A 17,097-nucleotide genomic window follows, 5' to 3' on the forward strand; every position below is an offset into this window, starting at 1 on the left:
ATTATTTTTCACCTTTTAAAATCATTGGGAATCCTGCCACACAAAACACCACTTTATCCGCCAATTGACCCAAAGCCTGATGTAAACGCCCTACCTCATCCACAAAACGTCGGCTGATTTCTCCCATCGGCACAACACCAAGCCCTGTTTCATTACTCACTAAAATGATGTCTGATTTTAGCTGAGGCAATACATTGAGTAATTTTTCGGTTTGTTGCTGCTGTAATGCTGTATCTTCAACTAATAATAAATTGGTCAGCCATAAGGTCAGGCAATCAACCAAAATGAGTTGATTTTCCTGATCAAGTTGCAGCAATTGATCTGCCAGAAAAATTGGCTCTTCACAGAGTTGCCAATGACTTGGACGTTGTAGCTGATGATGTTGAATGCGTTGCTGCATTTCTTCATCCAATGCCTGCGCCGTTGCGATATAGACAACTGATAAACCACTGTCTTTAGCAATCTGTTCAGCCAGACGGCTTTTACCTGAACGTGCGCCACCTAAAATCAGTTGCAACATATTTAACCTAATTGAATTTGATGATAAGGATAAAGTAATCCTTGTAAAATCTGGGCTTTATAATAGCCAAAAGTGAGTTGGTTCACCTGAATTTTCATGTTTTTTAGTGGCAGTTTTTGAATACGTTGCAGAACTAAATCACTAGGCCAAGTATCACCATAAAGCCCCAATGTGATATGCGGACAATAATCAACTGCTGCAATCTCCGTTGAACTTTGTGCAAGTTGCTTACGGATTTTTCTCAGGATATTCTTTTGATCATGGATATGCAGGAATAATGCACTGCTAAAGCTATCAATCTTGGTAATTTCAAGCTCAAAAGGTTCTAGCTGTAGTTGTTGAAGTAATTCAATCTGATGGTTTAAGGTCTTAATTTCAAAATCATCATCAAAATTGGGATGATGAGAATTTAGAAAACCACAGACAAATAGCGTGATGTGATATTGGCGTTGATTCGATTCAATCAATAAATCTGAAAATTGTGCCCTGATACCATCTAAATAGCTGATGAGTTCAGGTTGGTAAATCTCAATATACCACACCCCATAATCAGAACGTCCACGATGCCATTCAGGATAGTCTCGGATTTCAGTGGCGATCAGTTGACTGGATGCTTGTAATAACACAACATTTAGAATGACTTTAAAGTTGTGCTATTCAAACATAATTTGCCAAAAAACTTAAGGCTGAATATTGAATTTAGACATATTCAGCCGAAGTCATCCAGGCTTTTTGAATATTGGAATAAAGTGGAGTTTTTTGAAGTTGTTGCTGAATTCCCTCATATAACAAGTTAAGCAAGGCCTGTTTCTGGGAATCTGAAATGTCCAGTTTTGCAACATTTCCCTGTAGATGCTGCACAATTTCAATTTCATCCAATGCCAGTATGGTCAATGCATAGACATAACCACCAATTGCACCTGTTAATAGGTTCTGATAAGGAAGCTGTTGCTGAATATGATTCTCAATACTGCCCAAAACCCGCTCATTCACATTCAGCTTGCATAAGGGATTTCTTGCAACACGTTCACACGGATCTTTATAAGCTGATCGACAAGAATTTAAAAAACTTTCAGCCATACGATCCAACTCTTTCGACTGGTTTGGCACAATACTTCCCAAACCCAACTTAACTTCATCAACCAATTGAGTCATAAAGTTTTTAAGCCCTGAATCGGCTAAGGCAATACCGATGGTTTCATGTCCGTCTAGACTCGCCTGCCACGCCAGCATGGCATGACAACCATTCCACAAACGGTTCTTGATGATCTGAATATCAGAAATATGATCAACCAAAATCATTTGGCGCATTTTGCTGAGCAACGGACTGCGATTTTCCACATAAATCGGCATATCCACTTCGCTATTGAACAAAATTAAGTCCATATTCTGTAAAAATTGCCCTGCTTGAAATTGTCCGCGCATATCCTCCAGACACACCGTGAGTTGCTGTTCTTGTTTTTCAGACAACGCCGTTTCATCTGACAATTCTATGGTGTCCTGATTTAAATCATTCTGATATTGCTTAAATAAACGGTGCTTGATGTTCAACTGGCGATACAGTGCCTGATCGCTGAGCTTGGACACCATCCGATTAACCACTGTGTCACAGAAATAGTGTTCACTTAAAATATGCTCGGCAATATCCTCATCCGTGATTTCAAGCAATGCTTCACGGAGACATTTCAGAATCAGGAACTTGGCTCCAACCTTGTTCAACACGATTAGGAATGTAATCGGTTCATCGTTCTGTGTGTCCTGTGACATAAAACGTGCCAGTAAACCTTTGGCAATGATTTTTGCTTCAGATGCAATCGCCTGTTCAGGTAGACACAGTGCAATCAAACTGGATTGTATATACATATCCAACATCTGCTGTTCATTGTCAGCATTGATCACTGTTAGATTCTCAATCCGCTCATCGTAAGAACACTGGCCATAGCGGATGCTATAGCTGGCAAAACTATTGACTGACTCAAGATATAAACGATTTCGGGTCGATGCCAAAATTCGCTGTGGTCGGGTAAATCCATCCCAGTGAGATAAAATCTGGGCAATATATCCACCACCAATCGCGCCAAAACCATGAATCCCCACAATCAACTGGTTCAGGCTTTGTGGAAACGGTTCCTGTAGCTGTGGCATGCCCATTTCAGGAATATACTGATCCAAAGCATTCAGACACTCGTACATATCCTGATAATAAAACTTTGCTTTAGAGAGCATCTGATCATTGGGTTCTTTAATATCTTTAAATAACAGCGTAATACCACCTGCGTCACAGGCTGAACAAATTCCATTTTCAGAGTCTTCAAACATAAGGCATTGTTCAGGCTGTAAATTTAGTTTTTGTGCTGCCTGTATAAAAATTTCTGGATGTGGCTTGCCCCGTTCAACTTCATCACCACAGACCAATAGATCAAAAAATTTATAGACATTGGCGTTAATTAAATATTCTTCCGCAATTGCCCGACGGCTTGAAGTCGCCACAGCCATTCTTAAACCAGATTTTCTTAAGCGTTCCAGAACCTGCATCAACCCTTTCTTGACTGGAACACCATTTTGACGAATCAATTCAAGTTCCAAGGTATCGGCACGTTGACGAATCTCTTGATAGGAGATGTTGTCTCCATAATATTTTTTTGCAAGTTGTTCAGCAGTTTTGGCGCTTAAACCCAGACACTGCATCAAATAATCATCTGAAAATTCCTGTCCAATGAGTTCCTGAGAGGCCTGTTTTAATGTCTGAAAGCGTAGTCGCTCTGTATCAAACATTGTTCCATCCATATCAAAAATTGCCCCCTGGACAGGATAATCATGAAAAATCAGCATTGTTACTCCTTTGTTTTGTTATACGTTTTATAGGGTAACCAAAAAATAGGCTTAAAATTCAAATAGTAAATAAATGAAATAAATTTGAACAAAAAACAATCAAATGTGTTTTAATTTATATATAAATATCTATTTATTGATCAGAACAGTTGCATCAATTTAAAAAATATGATTCTTTTTTAATCGTTCTAGCGTTAATTTATAGGAGAAAACTCTTCTATGATAGATTTTATTGATCATCTTATATCAACATTTTCAGTAATACCCAAGCATAAACAGCCCTAAAATTCTACCATTCCATATATCTACTGATCCAAAATATCTGAAAAAGTTGCGCCAAGCAGTTTTGCCAAATCTTGCGGGTCCAGACCTATATCCAATCCCCTTTTCCCGCCACTCACATAAATTTTGGTCAACACTTTCGCCGTTTCATCAATCACCGTTTTTAGGCGTTTCTTCTGTCCCAAAGGACTAATTCCCCCCACCAGATAACCTGTCAAACGCTCCGCATCTTTTGGATTGGCCATCTGTAGTTTCTTGCATCCAACTGCTGTGGCAACTTTCTTTAAATTAAGTTGATGATTGACAGGTAAAATGGCAACGAAAAAGTTTTTTTCGTCAGTTACCAGTAAGGTTTTAAACACTTCCTCTACCTGAAGATTCAATTTTTCTGCCGCTTCAAGACCAAAGCTTTTAGCATTGCTATCATGTTCATACTCATGAATTGAAAACGGGATTTTATTCTTTTCTAATAACTTGCAAGCTGGGGTCATATTTTTCAGGTCAATTAAATCTGGGTTTAAAATGGGTGTAAGTGTAGCAAATTTGGATAGATAATTAAATTTTACCTAGGCTATTTTGATATAAATCCATATCTTGATAATTGGGCAATGAGCCTCATATATTGATTCAAGGTGAAATACACAAGGCTCAAGTCATTTTATGAGTTACAAACATAATAATTTAATGGCAATGCGCCAGAATTATTGGGATGATGAATCTTCTACAATACAGGCTGAAAAGCAATTTCTGAGAGATATGCTTATTGAAGAAGGCATTTTTAAGGATGCGACTTTAGACGATACCAAGTATTTTTTCTTCACCCTCCCCAGTATTATTATTGTCAAAGCCCATGCACTGGGTTTTCATCATAGTCATGTGAAACGTATGCTAATCAAGCATATTCATACCAATAGAGCAGCTTTAATGCGAAAGTCATCATTGAAAATTCAGTTTAAGATTTAGGACAAATGTATATCAAAACCGATTTAAAGATAAAAATCTTACTTAGGCTATTTTGATAATATTGATCTATTTCACAAATTTAGACTGATAATTCAAGCGATTGAACTATTTTAATACGTTCAAAAGCTGTAATATCCACTACAATTTAACTCTCGGCTTCCCTCCCCTCCGATTTCAGCATAGGATTTTTCTTTCATGTCAGATCAGAACGATAAGCTTAAGAACCTAAAAACCTCATCGGTGGATCGCCGCTTATCTATTGCAAAAGCCTCTTTACTTGCTGGAACACGTTGGGCAACTGCAAGTGCGACTTCCATTTTCTCCAGTGAAGAAGAAAAAGAGAAGAAACGTAAAAAAGCCATGGCTGAACAGGCACACTATTTAGTTTCTGAGATTGGGAAATTAAAAGGTTCAATCGTAAAGATTGGGCAAATGATGGCTTTATACGGCGAACATTTTCTGCCAGAAGAAATCACACAGGCGCTAAACACGCTAAATAACCAGACTGTTGCCCTCGCTTGGCCAGCAATTAAGGCACATTTACAGGAACAGTTGGGTTCAAAACTCGATGAACTGACCATTGACCATGAACCTATCGGAACGGCCTCACTGGCTCAGGTACACCGTGCCACACGTAAATCGGATGGTTTGGAGCTTGTCTTAAAGATTCAATACCCAGGTGTCGCTGAAGCAATTGACTCAGACATGAATCTTTTCAAAAACATGCTAAAACTCACCCGTATGGTGCCGCAAACGCGTGAATTTGATCAGTGGTTTGATGAAGTCCGTGAAATGATGCATCGTGAAGTGGATTACGGGATTGAGGCAGCAACAACTCGTCGCTTTGCTGAACGTCTGAAAGATGACCCTCGCTATATCGTTCCTGAAATTGTCGATGAATTCTGCGCTGAAAAAGTGCTCTGCATGACATTTGAACGTGGTGTGCCTGTCAATAGCCCTGTGATGCTCTCTCTTCCTCAGGAACGTCGTAACCAACTTGGTGAAGCTTCTTTAGAAATTGCAGTACGAGAGCTGTTTGAATGGGGTGAAATGCAAACCGACCCAAACTTCGGTAATTATCTTGTTCGTTTGGGTAATGGTGATGATATAAAGGACAAAATTGTTCTCCTCGACTTTGGTGCAATTCGCCAGTTTGATGACAATTTATTGACCGTCGCACGTAACCTGATCCATGCTGGTTATAACCACAACAAAGATGAAATGGTGAAAGCGATGACAGGCTACGAGTTTTTTGATGCAATGCCTGAAAGTATCAAACCAGGTATGGCGGATGTATTCCTGATCGCAACAGAAGCTTTTAGCTGTCCAGCCAATAATCCAGATATGCCAGCAGGCGTTATGGATGAGCAGGATCGTTATGACTGGAAGAAAAGCCAGCTTCATAGCCGTGTCATGCAGCAGGCTGCACAGTCGATGGCCTCTCGCTATTTCTCTGTTCCACCCAAGGAATTTATGTTCATTAGCCGTAAGTTTATTGGTGCCTATACATTTATGACAGTGATTGAAGCAAAGACCAATGTGCGTAAAATGATTCGCGAGTTTGCGTAACGCCTATTTATAAAAGTCATTTTGACCAATCTGATTTGTCAGTTTGGTCAATTTTTTTAACAGGTATTTTTTTAATATTTTTTAAAATAATTAAAAAACAAAAAGATAATTCGTTTAATCCCTCTATATTACCCTTTATCATTCTCAAATGAGCATGTCAAACAAGACATAGTTTTTTTAACCAGAGCATGTCAGCATAATTTTACAATCATCCCCTAGGATAAAGTCATGTCGAATATGATGAATAAGGCTCAAGGTTTCGGGCTATCTTTAATCACAAAAATTGCAGGAAGCGAAGTACTTGACCAACTCAAATTAAGAAAATTTGTAGAGAAATCACTCTATCAAGGTTCAAAAACAGGCTTTAAAGTTCTGACCAAAACACAGAAAGCGTTTAAGCCGCAACCGCTTGATAAGCAACGTCTCCCAAGTCAAGCCAACAAAAATCTATTTGATCTAAGCCTAACTGAAGAACAGCAAATGACTGTTGATGCAATGTCACAGTTTGCTCAGGAAGTTTTATATACCTTGGCCCATGATGCTGACCATAATGCCCAGTTCCCAGAAGAACTTTGGCAGCATTTGGTTGATCTAGGCTTAAACTACTACGCACTTCCTGAAGCATTAGGTGGTGTTGCAGCAGAACAAAATATTGTCAGTAATATTCTGATCGCTGAAAGCTTGGCAAAAGGTGATTTCAGTTTAACAGCAGGTTTACTCAGCACCTTTAGCGTAATTAATGCAATAACTCGCTGGGGTTCAACTCAAGTACAATCCATGTATTTGCCTGTATTTGCAGAAGATACTGATGTCACGGCGACATTTGCCTTTCAAGAAGCGACTCCTGCATTTAACCCTTTCCAGTTAAAAACCAAAGCCACTGAAAATAATGGTCATATTACCATTACAGGTGAAAAAACTTTGGTGATTTTGGGTGATACAGCGGATGTCTTCCTTGTCAGTGCTGAGTTGAATGGTCAGCCTGATATTTTCGTGGTGCAGTGTGATGAAAGCATTTCCATCAAAACCAATCCTGCAATGGGTTTAAAAGCGGCAGAAACAGCAACGTTACAATTCAACCAGACCCCTGCCTTACGTCTAGGCGATGCCGATTTTGACTACACCGCATTTGTTGACCTTGGCAATCTGATGTGGTGTGCAATGGCAATTGGAACTTGTGAAGCGATTAAAGCCTACTGTATCAAATATGCCAATGAACGTACCGCCTTTGGTGAGCCAATCTCACATCGTCAAAGCGTGGCATTCATGATTTCAGACATGGCAATTGAGATTGATGCAATGCGTATGCTGGTACTCAATGCCGCAAGTCTGGCAGAAGCAGGCAAACCGTTTCATCGTGAAGCCTATCTGGCACGTTTACTCTGCGCTGAAAAATCAATGAAGATGGGTACAGATGGCGTTCAGATTCTAGGTGGACATGGCTTTACCAAAGAACATCCTGTTGAACGCTGGTATCGTGACCTACGTGCAACCGCAATTTTACATTCTGGCTTACATGCTTAATTTTGGAGAATAATAATGAACTTACAAAATCCGAAGAAATTTAAAATGCTGGTTGATCAGGCTCATGAAACTGCAATCAATGTATTACGCCCGATTTCCCGTAAATACGATAAAGCTGAACATGCCTATCCAAAAGAATTGGACATGCTGGCTGCCCTATTGGATGGTATGAATGAAAGTGGTGAAGGTGTAGGCGCTGCCAATGCCAGTAAACGTGGTTCAGCCAATCCTGATGCGATTGTCAACGGTGGTAATATGTCGGCTGCACTCGGCATTATTGAAATGTGCTATGGCGATACAGGCCTATTGCTGAGCATGCCACGTCAGGGTTTAGGTAACTCAGCTATTGCTGCGGTTGCCAATGACGAACAGCTTGAACGTTTCAAAGGCACTTGGGCAGCAATGGCAATCACCGAACCAGGCTGTGGTTCAGACTCAGCTGCAATCCGTACTACTGCGACCAAGGATGGTGATGATTATATCCTGAATGGTGAGAAAATCTTTGTTACCTCTGGTGAACGTGCTGATTCAGTGGTGGTATGGGCCACACTGGATAAGAAACTGGGTCGTGCCGCAATTAAATCCTTTGTTGTGCCTAAAGGTACGGCAGGCATGAAAGTTGAACGTCTGGAACACAAGCTCGGGATTAAAGCCTCAGATACGGCGGTGATTAGCTTTACGGATTGTCGTGTGCCTGCTGCCAATCTATTGGGAAATCCTGAAATTGATGTCGCCAAAGGCTTTGCTGGTGTGATGGAAACCTTTGACAATACGCGTCCACTGGTTGCGGCTATGGCGGTTGGTTGTGCCAAAGCTTCATTGGAGCGCATCAAGGAAATTTTCAAAGACCAGTTAGATGCTGAATACAAAACACCATATTTACAGTCTTCCAATTTAGCTGCACAGATTTACCGTATGGAAGCCGAATGGGAAGCTGCCCGTTTATTGGTACTTAAGGCAACATGGATGGCTGACAATAAGAAACCTAACTCCAAAGAAGCTTCAATTGCCAAAGCCAAGGCTGGACGTGTAGGCAATGAAATTACACTGAAATGTGTCGAGCTCGCTGCAAGTGTTGGCTATAGTGAGGATGAACTACTGGAAAAATGGTCACGTGACTCAAAAATTCTGGATATTTTCGAGGGTACACAGCAAATTCAGCAATTGATTATTGCCCGCCGTGAGTTAGGCAAATCTTCAAGTGAGTTGAAGTAGTCTAAATCTATAAAGGTATTCAGTTAGAAAAGGCTTTCGAGTCTTTTCTAATTATTCATGTTCACAAAAAGCGAAGACACACGTTAAAATCTAGTTTAATATTAGGTTTAATCGTAAATTAAACTAGATTTCCCATGTATATCCCCCGTCATTTACAAAATACGCTTACCAAACTCATGCGGCAATTCCCTGCTGTATTGATTACTGGTCCAAGACAAGTAGGGAAATCTACACTTTTGCAGCATACAGCACATGAGTATCGTTATGTCAGTTTCGATGATCCCTTATTACTCGACCAAGCCAAGCAAGAACCTAATCTATTTTTACTCAATTATCCAAATAATGTGATTTTGGATGAAGTGCAATATGCCCCTGAATTATTTTCTCTATTAAAACTCGCAATCGATAAACAGAAACAAAATGGTATGTTTTTACTTTCAGGTTCACAAGCATTTGAATTGATGCACAATGTCAGTGAGTCCTTGGCAGGACGGATTGCAATTTTAAAATTATCAGGTTTATCATTACGAGAAATCCAAAAGATTACATTTGATCAAGCTTTTGTCCCAAGTTTAGACTATATCCAACAACGTGAACCTCATTTACAGGAAGTCGATGTATGGAAAACCATTCATCAAGGTTACTTGCCACGGCTGTATGAACAGGAAACAGATTGGGACATTTATTATGCATCTTACGTTTCCACCTACATTGAACGAGATGTACGTCAACTGACCCATATCAGTAATATTACTGATTTCACGCGGTTCATGGTTGCAATTGCTGCACGAAGTGGTGAGTTGCTTAACTATAGCAGTGTGGCTCAAGATGTCGGGATTTCAGTCGATACCGTAAAACGTTGGGTAACCATTTTACAAACCTCAGGTATTGTTTATTTACTACAGCCCTATAGCAATAATCATCTTAAACGTGCCATTAAGACTCCAAAAATCTATATGTTAGATACTGGGTTGATGGCATGGCTAACCAAATGGTTAACCCCTGAAACCATTCAACAAGGGGCAAAAAATGGGCAATTCTTTGAAAGCTTTGTGGTGACTGAAATTATTAAATCTTTCTATAATCAAGGTAAAGAACCACCTATTTACTTTTACCGAGATACCAATCAAAAGGAAATTGATTTACTGATTGAATATGACCAAACCTTATATCCAATAGAAATCAAGATGACTGCCAATCCCAATAAACGTATGGCACAGGCATTTGATATTTTGCGTAATCATTTACCTCACAATGAACTCACCATTGCCCATGGCACAATCATTAATCAATATCCACAAAAGCTATGGCTTGCCGAAAACTTACTCGCGTTACCTTTTAACTTTATTTAAATCCAGTTTAATTTACGATACAATCGTAAATTAAACTGAGATTAGGCAGCTATCATTATCTCATCGTCACAAACTCTTCCGCTGAAGTTGGATGAATCGCAACTGTATTATCAAAATCTTTTTTAGTCGCACCCATTTTTAAGGCCACCGCAAAACCTTGAAGAATCTCATCCATCCCAAAACCAATTCCATGAATACCGACAATTTTCTCATCGTCACCCACACAAACCAGTTTCATTTTAGTAGGCTGTCTATGTTGTGTCACCGCACTAAACATAGATGTAAATGATGAGTGATAAACTTTTACCGATTGCTGACCATATTGTTCAATGGCTTCTTTTTCGGTAATCCCAACCGTCCCTATAGGTGGATGGCTAAACACCACTGTCGGAATATTGTCATAATCCAAATATTCATCAGGCTTATGATTAAAAAGCCGTTCGGATAATCTTCGACCTGCTGCGACTGCTACAGGCGTAAGCTCCATTTTCCCCGTAATATCACCCACTGCATAGATTCCTACCTGTGATGTATTCTGGAATTGATCCACTTGAATATAACCTCGTTCATCAAGCTGAACATTGGCTTGGTCCAGATTTAGGCTTGCTGTATTCGGCTCTCGTCCAGTTGCCCAGATTAAGCAATCTACTGTATGATTTTCACCATTTTCTAAATGCAGCATCACCGAACCATCAGCATTCTTTGTCACCTTTTTAGGCGTGGCTTGTGTATATACCTTGATGCCATCCGTTTGCATCACCTCAACCAGCGTTTCACTGATGAACTGCTCAAAACGACGTACAGGCAAGTCCTTACGGATAAACAGCCCAACCTGAGAACCTAAAGCATTCAATACGCCAGCCAACTCAACCGCAATATAACCAGACCCAATCACTGCAACTGTTTTAGGTGAATCAGGTAGTTCAAAGAAACCATTAGAATCAATTCCATGCTCAACTCCCTCAATTTCAGGTAATGCTGGCTGTGTTCCAATCGCAATAAGAATATGATCTGCTGTTAATTTTTCTCCATTTACTTCAATGGTATATGAATTAATAAAAGTTGCTGTGCCATATATAAGATCGACTTGATTCTTACTTAGGCTATTTTGATAGGATTGGTGAATACGCTCAATATAAGCTTGTCGATTCTTGATCAAGGTTTGCCAATCGAAAGATTCCAGCTTGCTATTGAACCCATAATCAGGACCATATTTTTGAATGATTTCGGCAATTTGTGCTGCATACCACATTATCTTTTTAGGCACACAGCCCACGTTGACACAGGTTCCGCCAATCTCAGCCTTTTCAATCAAGGCGCATTTCTTTCCATACATTGCAGCGCGATTTACAGATGCAATTCCACCACTTCCACCACCAATCGCAATATAGTCATAATGTTTTGTCATTATTGCCTCATAAATCAATTACAAGATTATTTTTAAGTTATACATAGATATACAGCAATAATATTCAAAATCTGTATTTGGTTAAGCTTTTTATACAAGAAACTAAAAAGGCACTGACGATTACTCATCAGTGCCCTGCTTTGGGAAAGCTTTTGGGTTATTCAGTTGTTACAGCTTCAACCGAAGTTTGCTCTAAAGACTGATCCACCACACCAAATTTCTTAAAGATTTTTGCTCGGCGTTTTGGATAGATATTGGCCTTATTCAGGTCTCCCTTGTAATGATCAAATACACGCTTATCCATCATTTTTGACCATAGTGGTGGAATTAATGCAGGCAACAGCATACTTGCATAACCACTTGGCAGTTCAGGTGCTTCATCAAAGTGACGCAATGCCTGAAATGGGCGTGTTGGATAAGCATGATGGTCAGAGTGGCGCTGTAACTGATACAGAAACAAGTTGGTCACGATATTGTTATTGTTCCAGCTATGCTCTGGCATAGTACGCTCATATTTACCATTCTTATCTTTCTGGCGTTTCAAACCATAGTGTTCAATATAGTTAATAATCTCGAACAGACTAATCCCATAGAATGCCTGAGTGGCTAAATAAGGAATGACACCTTTACCGAACAGACCAATCATTGAGCCATGAAATGCGGCACTCATTCCCCAGCCTTGCAACAATTCATTTTCAGTAGACCAGAATTCCTTACCTTTACGTTTTAAACGATTGGTTTCAATCTCAACAGCAGATTTAAAAGAACCAATGACTGTACGGGGCCAGAACTCATAGAATGTTTCACCCATCTGGGAAGATGCTGGATCTTCTGGTGTTGCAGCACGTTTATGGTGCCCATAAGGATGCTCTACACGGAAATGGTTATATCCAGTAGGCACAAGGGCCAAATGCGACAGAATATGGTCTATACGGTCATGCTTATGGCTGAGTTCATGTGCGGTATTAATCGCAATACCATTCACTGCTCCCATTGAAATGCCAAGCAAAACCTTATCAATGAAAGATGTTTCTTTACGGCTTGATAGATAACATGCATACACATTGGCTGCATATTGCAACGGGATAAAACTTTTAACTAAACGAGAATAATATGGGTCTTTCTCTAGCAGTTTAATGTCTTCATCTGTTGGGTTGTTTGCGTCCTTACCAATAAGAGTATCAATGGTTGGGATCACAATATGTAGAACGATTGGACCACCCAGCGCAAAAATCTTTTTGAATGGACGAGGAGCAAATTGATAACCTGCTAAAATACCAATGCCGATTGCAGGTAAAGCTGGACTAATTGCCCATAAATAACGTTTACGATCCAATTCAGTTTTTGATTTTGGAATGCTTACTGGCGTAAGTTCTTGCTTCACATTTACTGGCGCATTCATCATCATATCCATGTCTTTGTATATATATGCATATTTTGAGGAATTATGGCTTTCATGACAGTTGCAAGCGTCCAAAAAACCTATGTCAAAGTCTTTGGCATCATCACCCCTGTTTTTGTCCTATAAACACATATTGTGTTCTTGCAGTAGCTCTCTATAATTTAAAATGAATACATAGTTTTAAAATCATATGGATGCTTTAAGTAAAATATTTGCTGATATACATTTAAATCACACTGAATATATCTATTTGAAAACTCAGGGAGAATGGAGTTTTATCTGTCAGGATCAAACGGCCCTGATTGTTTATATTGTTCTGGTGGGTTCCGTTTATATCCAGATTGACACACACAACAGCTTAACGGCCCAGGCGGGTGAAATTGTGGTGATTCCCTCTGGAAAAGCCCATACAGGTGCAGATAATGCCGTGACCAAGCTGGTAAATGCGGTAGATATTTCAAAATTCTTTAATGGACATAAGGATGATGCTGTTGAATTTGGCACTGAATCGGCAGAAAAAAACCTGATTTTAGCAGTACGCTGCCAAATTGATACCATCATGGCACGTCCATTTATTCAGGCATTGCCATCGCTGATTCATATCCAGCACGGAGATACCACTGCACCTGAATGGCTACAGATCGGCCTGCACTTTCTTGCACTGGAAACGCAGAATATTCAGGCTGGACGGGACATTATCATTGACCATCTGGTGAATATCTTACTCATCAAGTGTATTCGGGATCATATCCAGCAAATCTCAACTCAACATGGCTGGCTGAGTGCCTTAAACCACCCCGAACTCAGCAATAGCCTTGCCGCGATTCACAACCATCCAGAAGATGCCTGGACTGTTGAAACCCTTGCTGAACAATGTTGTATGTCACGCTCAAAGTTTGCCAGCTTATTTCATGAAGTTATTGGCGAATCACCACTTGCCTATTTGCAGCAACATCGTATGCGTCTGGCGAGTCAATACTTGCGTAAAAGCAATTATTCCATTCAGCAAATTGCCAATAAAGTGGGATATTCTTCAGAAACCGCTTTTAGCCAGGCGTTTAAACGCACCTTTGAACTGTCTCCCAAACAATACCGACAACAGTTTGTTGAGGAAGAAAACTAAGCCAATAAAAAAGACACCGAAGTGTCTTTTTTTATATTGAAATTAAACCTAACGTACAATCCCACGTGTCGATTTCTCTAAAGAATCAATCAACAGTTGGGCTTCTGGCACATTATCTAAAATTTCATTACGAATCTGTGCAATAGCCTGTTCAGTGGTCAAACCTGATTTATAAATCAGTTTATAGGCTGTTCTTAAGCCCTGAATCGTATCCCGTGACCAGCCCTTACGTCGCATCCCTTCAATGTTCAAACCATGTGCATGTGCTGGATTACCAGAAGCCAGTACATAAGCTGGTACATCTTTAAGAATAAGCGCAGCCCCGCCAATCATGCTATATGAATCAATACGGCAGAATTGATGAACGCCTGCATTCCCACCAACAATCACATGGTTACCGACATTCACATGCCCTGCAATACCGACATTATTGGCAAAAATATTATGGTCCCCAATCATACAGTCATGGGCGATGTGGGTATTCACCATCAACAGGTTATGACTACCAATTTTGGTCAGGCTCTGATCCTGTACCGTACCCCGATGCAAGGTACAATGTTCACGAATAGAGTTGTGATCGCCAATTTCCAGCCAGGTTTCTTCACCCTTGTATTTTAAATCCTGACAAATTTCTCCAATGCTGGAAAACTGGAAAATATCGTTGTTTTTACCAATTCGTGTAAAACCACCAATGACCACATGCGAATGTAACTTTGTACCAGTATCAATACTGACATTTGGCCCAACCACACAATATGGGCCAATCTGTACGTCAGAGGCAATTTTTGCAGACGGGTCAATTATTGCTGTAGGATGTATTAAATTTTGACTAGTCATGTCTGCTCAATTTTTTGGTGGGAAATCATGATCTCGGCTGTTGCAGCAACAATACCGTCAACACTGGCAGTACAATTGTACTTGTAAATACCACGTTTTTGCATCACAAGTTCAGATTTTAAGATAAGCTGGTCACCTGCAACAACCTGTTTCTTAAATCTTATTTTTTCCGCACCAGCAAAAAGAAACAAGGAACCCTCACTTGGCTTCTGATTTGTCAAAACAAAACCCAATATACCTGAAACCTGGGCAAGTGCTTCAATAATGAGTACACCAGGCATAATTGGATAGGTTGGGAAATGCCCCTGCAAGAACTCTTCATTGATAGATACGTTTTTATAACCGACAATACTGTTCTCAGTGACTCCCGTAACTCGATCGACTAACAGGAAAGGATAACGATGCGGTAAATATTCACGAATGGTAAGAATATCCATCGGTAATTCAGGCATTGTAAATGCTGGAAATGTTGACTCGGTCATAATAAATTATTTACGTAACTTAAGGGTTGATTCAAGGGACTCTAATTGAGCTTGCATATGATCAAGCCTTTTGGTGATCTGGGTCAATGGCACATCTGCTAATTGTCTAAGGCGTACCACAGTTCTTTTCCAGTGACTATTTTCAAACAGTCCAATTCCCGAAGAAAAGGTTCCCGCCTCAGAAATACTTTTTGTGACCATTGACATTCCAGTAAGTGTCACATTATCCGCAATATTTAAATGCCCTGCAACGGCACTGCCACCACCGATAATACAGTTTTTGCCAATTCTGACACTTCCAGCAATTGCCGTGTTTGCAGCGATGGCTGTATGTTGACCAATTTGAACGTTATGCGCGATTTGCACAAGGTTATCAATAATGACACCATCTTCCAGAATGGTATCATCCAATGCACCACGGTCAATGCTGCAATTTGAACCAACACGGACATCATTACCAATCTGAACCGAACCCAGTTGTGCAATGCGATGCCATTTTCCCTGATAAGGCGCAAAGCCAAAACCTTCTGCACCTATCACTGTACTGGCATGGATACGGATACGATCCTTAAGCTTGGCAGCCCCTGTAATGGCGACATGTGCATCAATAAAACAGTCCTTGCCAATTTCAACCTGATCATCAATAAAGGCATGGGCCTGAATAATGGTATTGCTGCCCACCACACAGTTTTCACCAATCACCACATAATGACCAATATAGGCATCATCAGCGATGATGGCAGAGGGATGGATTTTAGCAGTACTTGAAATTCCCCTTTGGGTAACTTTCTTTTCAAATATATGGGTCAAAGTCGCAAACGCGAGATAAGGATTATCAACGACAATAAAGTTATTTTTTGAGGAAAGCTGTTGCTTGAGCGCTGCGGTGACAATGTAGGCACCTGCCTGGCTTGCTTCTGCTTGCGATAGGTATTTATCCCCATTCACAAAACAGATATGCTGATTTTGTGCCTGTTCTAAACTCGCTAAATTAAAAACCTGAAAATCTTTTTCACCGAGATACTCACCTTTGACAAGGTGAGCAATTTCTTCTAAACGATAACTACGTCTATTCATTGATTATTTCATTGCATTAACCTTTTGAATCATTTTATCAGTTAAATCATACTGAGCGTCAGAGGCAATCGTAGAATTTTTATTTAAAATAAAATCCAGGTTATTTTCTTTTCTTAATTGTTCAGCGGCCTGCTTCACACGATTCTCAAAATTTGTATTCATCGTTTGCAAAGTCGTCTGTACTTTGGTCTGTAGACCTTGTTGAGTCGTATTGAACTCATTGACCTTGGCCTGATACTGACCACTTAATTTCTGTAAATCAGCCTGATTGGCAGACTGGGCTTTTTGCTGCAAACTTTCAATCTCTTTACCCAACTGTTCCAGTTTAGCTGAAGTTGGTTTAACTGATTGACCCAGGCTGTCATTTTGCTGTTTTAAATAGGTACTGCTTTCAACGACCTTAGCCAGGTCCACAACACCTATACCGCCCGCATTTGCAACTGCTGAAACCGTTAATCCTAAACCTAACATAAGCATTGTTAATGTTTTCATTATTACATCCCTTATCTGT

The 17,097-nt window shown here is 40.0% G+C and carries 16 protein-coding genes; 6 read left to right on the plus strand and 10 right to left on the minus strand.

Annotation, left to right across the window (positions count from 1 at the left end; all coding sequences use genetic code 11):
- Position 1: 1 nt before the first annotated feature.
- The 4 genes from cobU to ybaK all read right to left on the minus strand — a co-directional run bounded on the left by cobU (position 2) and on the right by ybaK (position 4,125).
- The gene (gene cobU / locus QTA56_RS02860; protein WP_267979440.1) at positions 2-520 is read right to left on the minus strand and encodes a bifunctional adenosylcobinamide kinase/adenosylcobinamide-phosphate guanylyltransferase; all 519 of its coding nucleotides are present in this window, start codon (positions 518-520) and stop codon (positions 2-4) included.
- Positions 521-522: 2 nt separating this feature from the next.
- Complete coding sequence (locus QTA56_RS02865) at positions 523-1,146, minus strand: 2'-5' RNA ligase family protein (protein ID WP_267979441.1); 624 nt, start codon at positions 1,144-1,146, stop codon at positions 523-525.
- 73 nt (positions 1,147-1,219) lie between these two features.
- Positions 1,220-3,352 carry a bifunctional mannitol-1-phosphate dehydrogenase/phosphatase gene (mtlD, locus tag QTA56_RS02870; protein ID WP_267979442.1) on the minus strand — a complete coding sequence of 711 codons (2,133 nt, stop codon included), beginning with the start codon at positions 3,350-3,352 and terminating at the stop codon, positions 1,220-1,222.
- A gap of 305 nt (positions 3,353-3,657) precedes the next feature.
- Positions 3,658-4,125, minus strand: a complete 468-nt coding sequence (gene ybaK / locus QTA56_RS02875) for a Cys-tRNA(Pro) deacylase (RefSeq protein WP_267979443.1) — start codon at positions 4,123-4,125, stop codon at positions 3,658-3,660.
- A 169-nt stretch (positions 4,126-4,294) separates the two neighbouring features.
- Between ybaK and QTA56_RS02880 the strand changes: the two genes are divergently transcribed.
- From QTA56_RS02880 to QTA56_RS02900, 5 genes are all read left to right on the plus strand, one after another.
- The gene (locus tag QTA56_RS02880) at positions 4,295-4,597 is read left to right on the plus strand and encodes a hypothetical protein (RefSeq protein WP_267979444.1); all 303 of its coding nucleotides are present in this window, start codon (positions 4,295-4,297) and stop codon (positions 4,595-4,597) included.
- 195 nt (positions 4,598-4,792) lie between these two features.
- Positions 4,793-6,166 (plus strand): ABC1 kinase family protein, encoded by a 1,374-nt coding sequence (locus QTA56_RS02885; protein WP_267979445.1) that lies wholly within the window; start codon positions 4,793-4,795, stop codon positions 6,164-6,166.
- Positions 6,167-6,403: 237 nt separating this feature from the next.
- Positions 6,404-7,690: an acyl-CoA dehydrogenase family protein gene (locus QTA56_RS02890; protein WP_267980028.1), complete on the plus strand. Its 1,287-nt coding sequence runs from the start codon at positions 6,404-6,406 to the stop codon at positions 7,688-7,690.
- 15 nt (positions 7,691-7,705) lie between these two features.
- Positions 7,706-8,905 carry an acyl-CoA dehydrogenase family protein gene (locus tag QTA56_RS02895; RefSeq protein WP_267979446.1) on the plus strand — a complete coding sequence of 400 codons (1,200 nt, stop codon included), beginning with the start codon at positions 7,706-7,708 and terminating at the stop codon, positions 8,903-8,905.
- Positions 8,906-9,039: 134 nt separating this feature from the next.
- The gene (locus QTA56_RS02900) at positions 9,040-10,257 is read left to right on the plus strand and encodes an ATP-binding protein (protein WP_267979447.1); all 1,218 of its coding nucleotides are present in this window, start codon (positions 9,040-9,042) and stop codon (positions 10,255-10,257) included.
- A 55-nt stretch (positions 10,258-10,312) separates the two neighbouring features.
- Here the strand turns inward: QTA56_RS02900 and gorA are convergent, their stop codons facing one another.
- Both gorA and QTA56_RS02910 read right to left on the minus strand, forming a co-directional pair.
- Positions 10,313-11,665 (minus strand): glutathione-disulfide reductase, encoded by a 1,353-nt coding sequence (gene gorA, locus QTA56_RS02905; RefSeq protein WP_267979448.1) that lies wholly within the window; start codon positions 11,663-11,665, stop codon positions 10,313-10,315.
- A 157-nt stretch (positions 11,666-11,822) separates the two neighbouring features.
- A complete protein-coding gene (locus QTA56_RS02910) occupies positions 11,823-13,067 on the minus strand; it encodes an alkane 1-monooxygenase (protein ID WP_267979449.1) in 1,245 nt (414 codons plus the stop codon).
- Between the two features lie 190 nt (positions 13,068-13,257).
- Between QTA56_RS02910 and QTA56_RS02915 the strand changes: the two genes are divergently transcribed.
- Positions 13,258-14,190 (plus strand): AraC family transcriptional regulator, encoded by a 933-nt coding sequence (locus QTA56_RS02915; protein WP_267979450.1) that lies wholly within the window; start codon positions 13,258-13,260, stop codon positions 14,188-14,190.
- Between the two features lie 48 nt (positions 14,191-14,238).
- Here the strand turns inward: QTA56_RS02915 and lpxA are convergent, their stop codons facing one another.
- The 4 genes from lpxA to QTA56_RS02935 are packed head-to-tail and all read right to left on the minus strand — an operon-like array spanning position 14,239 to position 17,078.
- Positions 14,239-15,027, minus strand: a complete 789-nt coding sequence (gene lpxA, locus QTA56_RS02920) for an acyl-ACP--UDP-N-acetylglucosamine O-acyltransferase (protein ID WP_004758128.1) — start codon at positions 15,025-15,027, stop codon at positions 14,239-14,241.
- The gene (fabZ, locus tag QTA56_RS02925; protein ID WP_010589348.1) at positions 15,024-15,509 is read right to left on the minus strand and encodes a 3-hydroxyacyl-ACP dehydratase FabZ; all 486 of its coding nucleotides are present in this window, start codon (positions 15,507-15,509) and stop codon (positions 15,024-15,026) included. Before fabZ ends, lpxA begins: the two co-directional genes overlap by 4 nt.
- 6 nt (positions 15,510-15,515) lie before the next feature.
- On the minus strand, positions 15,516-16,586 hold the full coding sequence (gene lpxD, locus QTA56_RS02930) for a UDP-3-O-(3-hydroxymyristoyl)glucosamine N-acyltransferase (RefSeq protein ID WP_267979451.1): 1,071 nt from the start codon (positions 16,584-16,586) through the stop codon (positions 15,516-15,518).
- Between the two features lie 3 nt (positions 16,587-16,589).
- Entirely contained in the window at positions 16,590-17,078 is a 489-nt protein-coding gene (locus tag QTA56_RS02935) for an OmpH/Skp family outer membrane protein (RefSeq protein ID WP_267979452.1), read from the minus strand.
- Positions 17,079-17,097: the final 19 nt, after the last annotated feature.

The sequence above is a fragment of the Acinetobacter thutiue genome (assembly GCF_030385805.1).
Classification (GTDB): Bacteria; Pseudomonadota; Gammaproteobacteria; order Pseudomonadales; family Moraxellaceae; genus Acinetobacter; species Acinetobacter corruptisaponis.

What these genes read in the sequence shown, in the direction of transcription:
- cobU (WP_267979440.1), bottom strand. Translation starts at nt 520, where the DNA reads ATGTTGCAACTGATTTTAGGTGGCGCACGTTCAGGTAAAAGCCGTCTG.
- mtlD (WP_267979442.1), bottom strand. Translation starts at nt 3,352, where the DNA reads ATGCTGATTTTTCATGATTATCCTGTCCAGGGGGCAATTTTTGATATG.
- ybaK (WP_267979443.1), bottom strand. Translation starts at nt 4,125, where the DNA reads ATGACCCCAGCTTGCAAGTTATTAGAAAAGAATAAAATCCCGTTTTCA.
- QTA56_RS02880 (WP_267979444.1), top strand. Translation starts at nt 4,295, where the DNA reads ATGAGTTACAAACATAATAATTTAATGGCAATGCGCCAGAATTATTGG.
- QTA56_RS02885 (WP_267979445.1), top strand. Translation starts at nt 4,793, where the DNA reads ATGTCAGATCAGAACGATAAGCTTAAGAACCTAAAAACCTCATCGGTG.
- QTA56_RS02890 (WP_267980028.1), top strand. Translation starts at nt 6,404, where the DNA reads ATGATGAATAAGGCTCAAGGTTTCGGGCTATCTTTAATCACAAAAATT.
- QTA56_RS02895 (WP_267979446.1), top strand. Translation starts at nt 7,706, where the DNA reads ATGAACTTACAAAATCCGAAGAAATTTAAAATGCTGGTTGATCAGGCT.
- QTA56_RS02900 (WP_267979447.1), top strand. Translation starts at nt 9,040, where the DNA reads ATGTATATCCCCCGTCATTTACAAAATACGCTTACCAAACTCATGCGG.
- gorA (WP_267979448.1), bottom strand. Translation starts at nt 11,665, where the DNA reads ATGACAAAACATTATGACTATATTGCGATTGGTGGTGGAAGTGGTGGA.
- QTA56_RS02910 (WP_267979449.1), bottom strand. Translation starts at nt 13,067, where the DNA reads ATGAATGCGCCAGTAAATGTGAAGCAAGAACTTACGCCAGTAAGCATT.
- QTA56_RS02915 (WP_267979450.1), top strand. Translation starts at nt 13,258, where the DNA reads ATGGATGCTTTAAGTAAAATATTTGCTGATATACATTTAAATCACACT.
- lpxA (WP_004758128.1), bottom strand. Translation starts at nt 15,027, where the DNA reads ATGACTAGTCAAAATTTAATACATCCTACAGCAATAATTGACCCGTCT.
- fabZ (WP_010589348.1), bottom strand. Translation starts at nt 15,509, where the DNA reads ATGACCGAGTCAACATTTCCAGCATTTACAATGCCTGAATTACCGATG.
- lpxD (WP_267979451.1), bottom strand. Translation starts at nt 16,586, where the DNA reads ATGAATAGACGTAGTTATCGTTTAGAAGAAATTGCTCACCTTGTCAAA.
- QTA56_RS02935 (WP_267979452.1), bottom strand. Translation starts at nt 17,078, where the DNA reads ATGAAAACATTAACAATGCTTATGTTAGGTTTAGGATTAACGGTTTCA.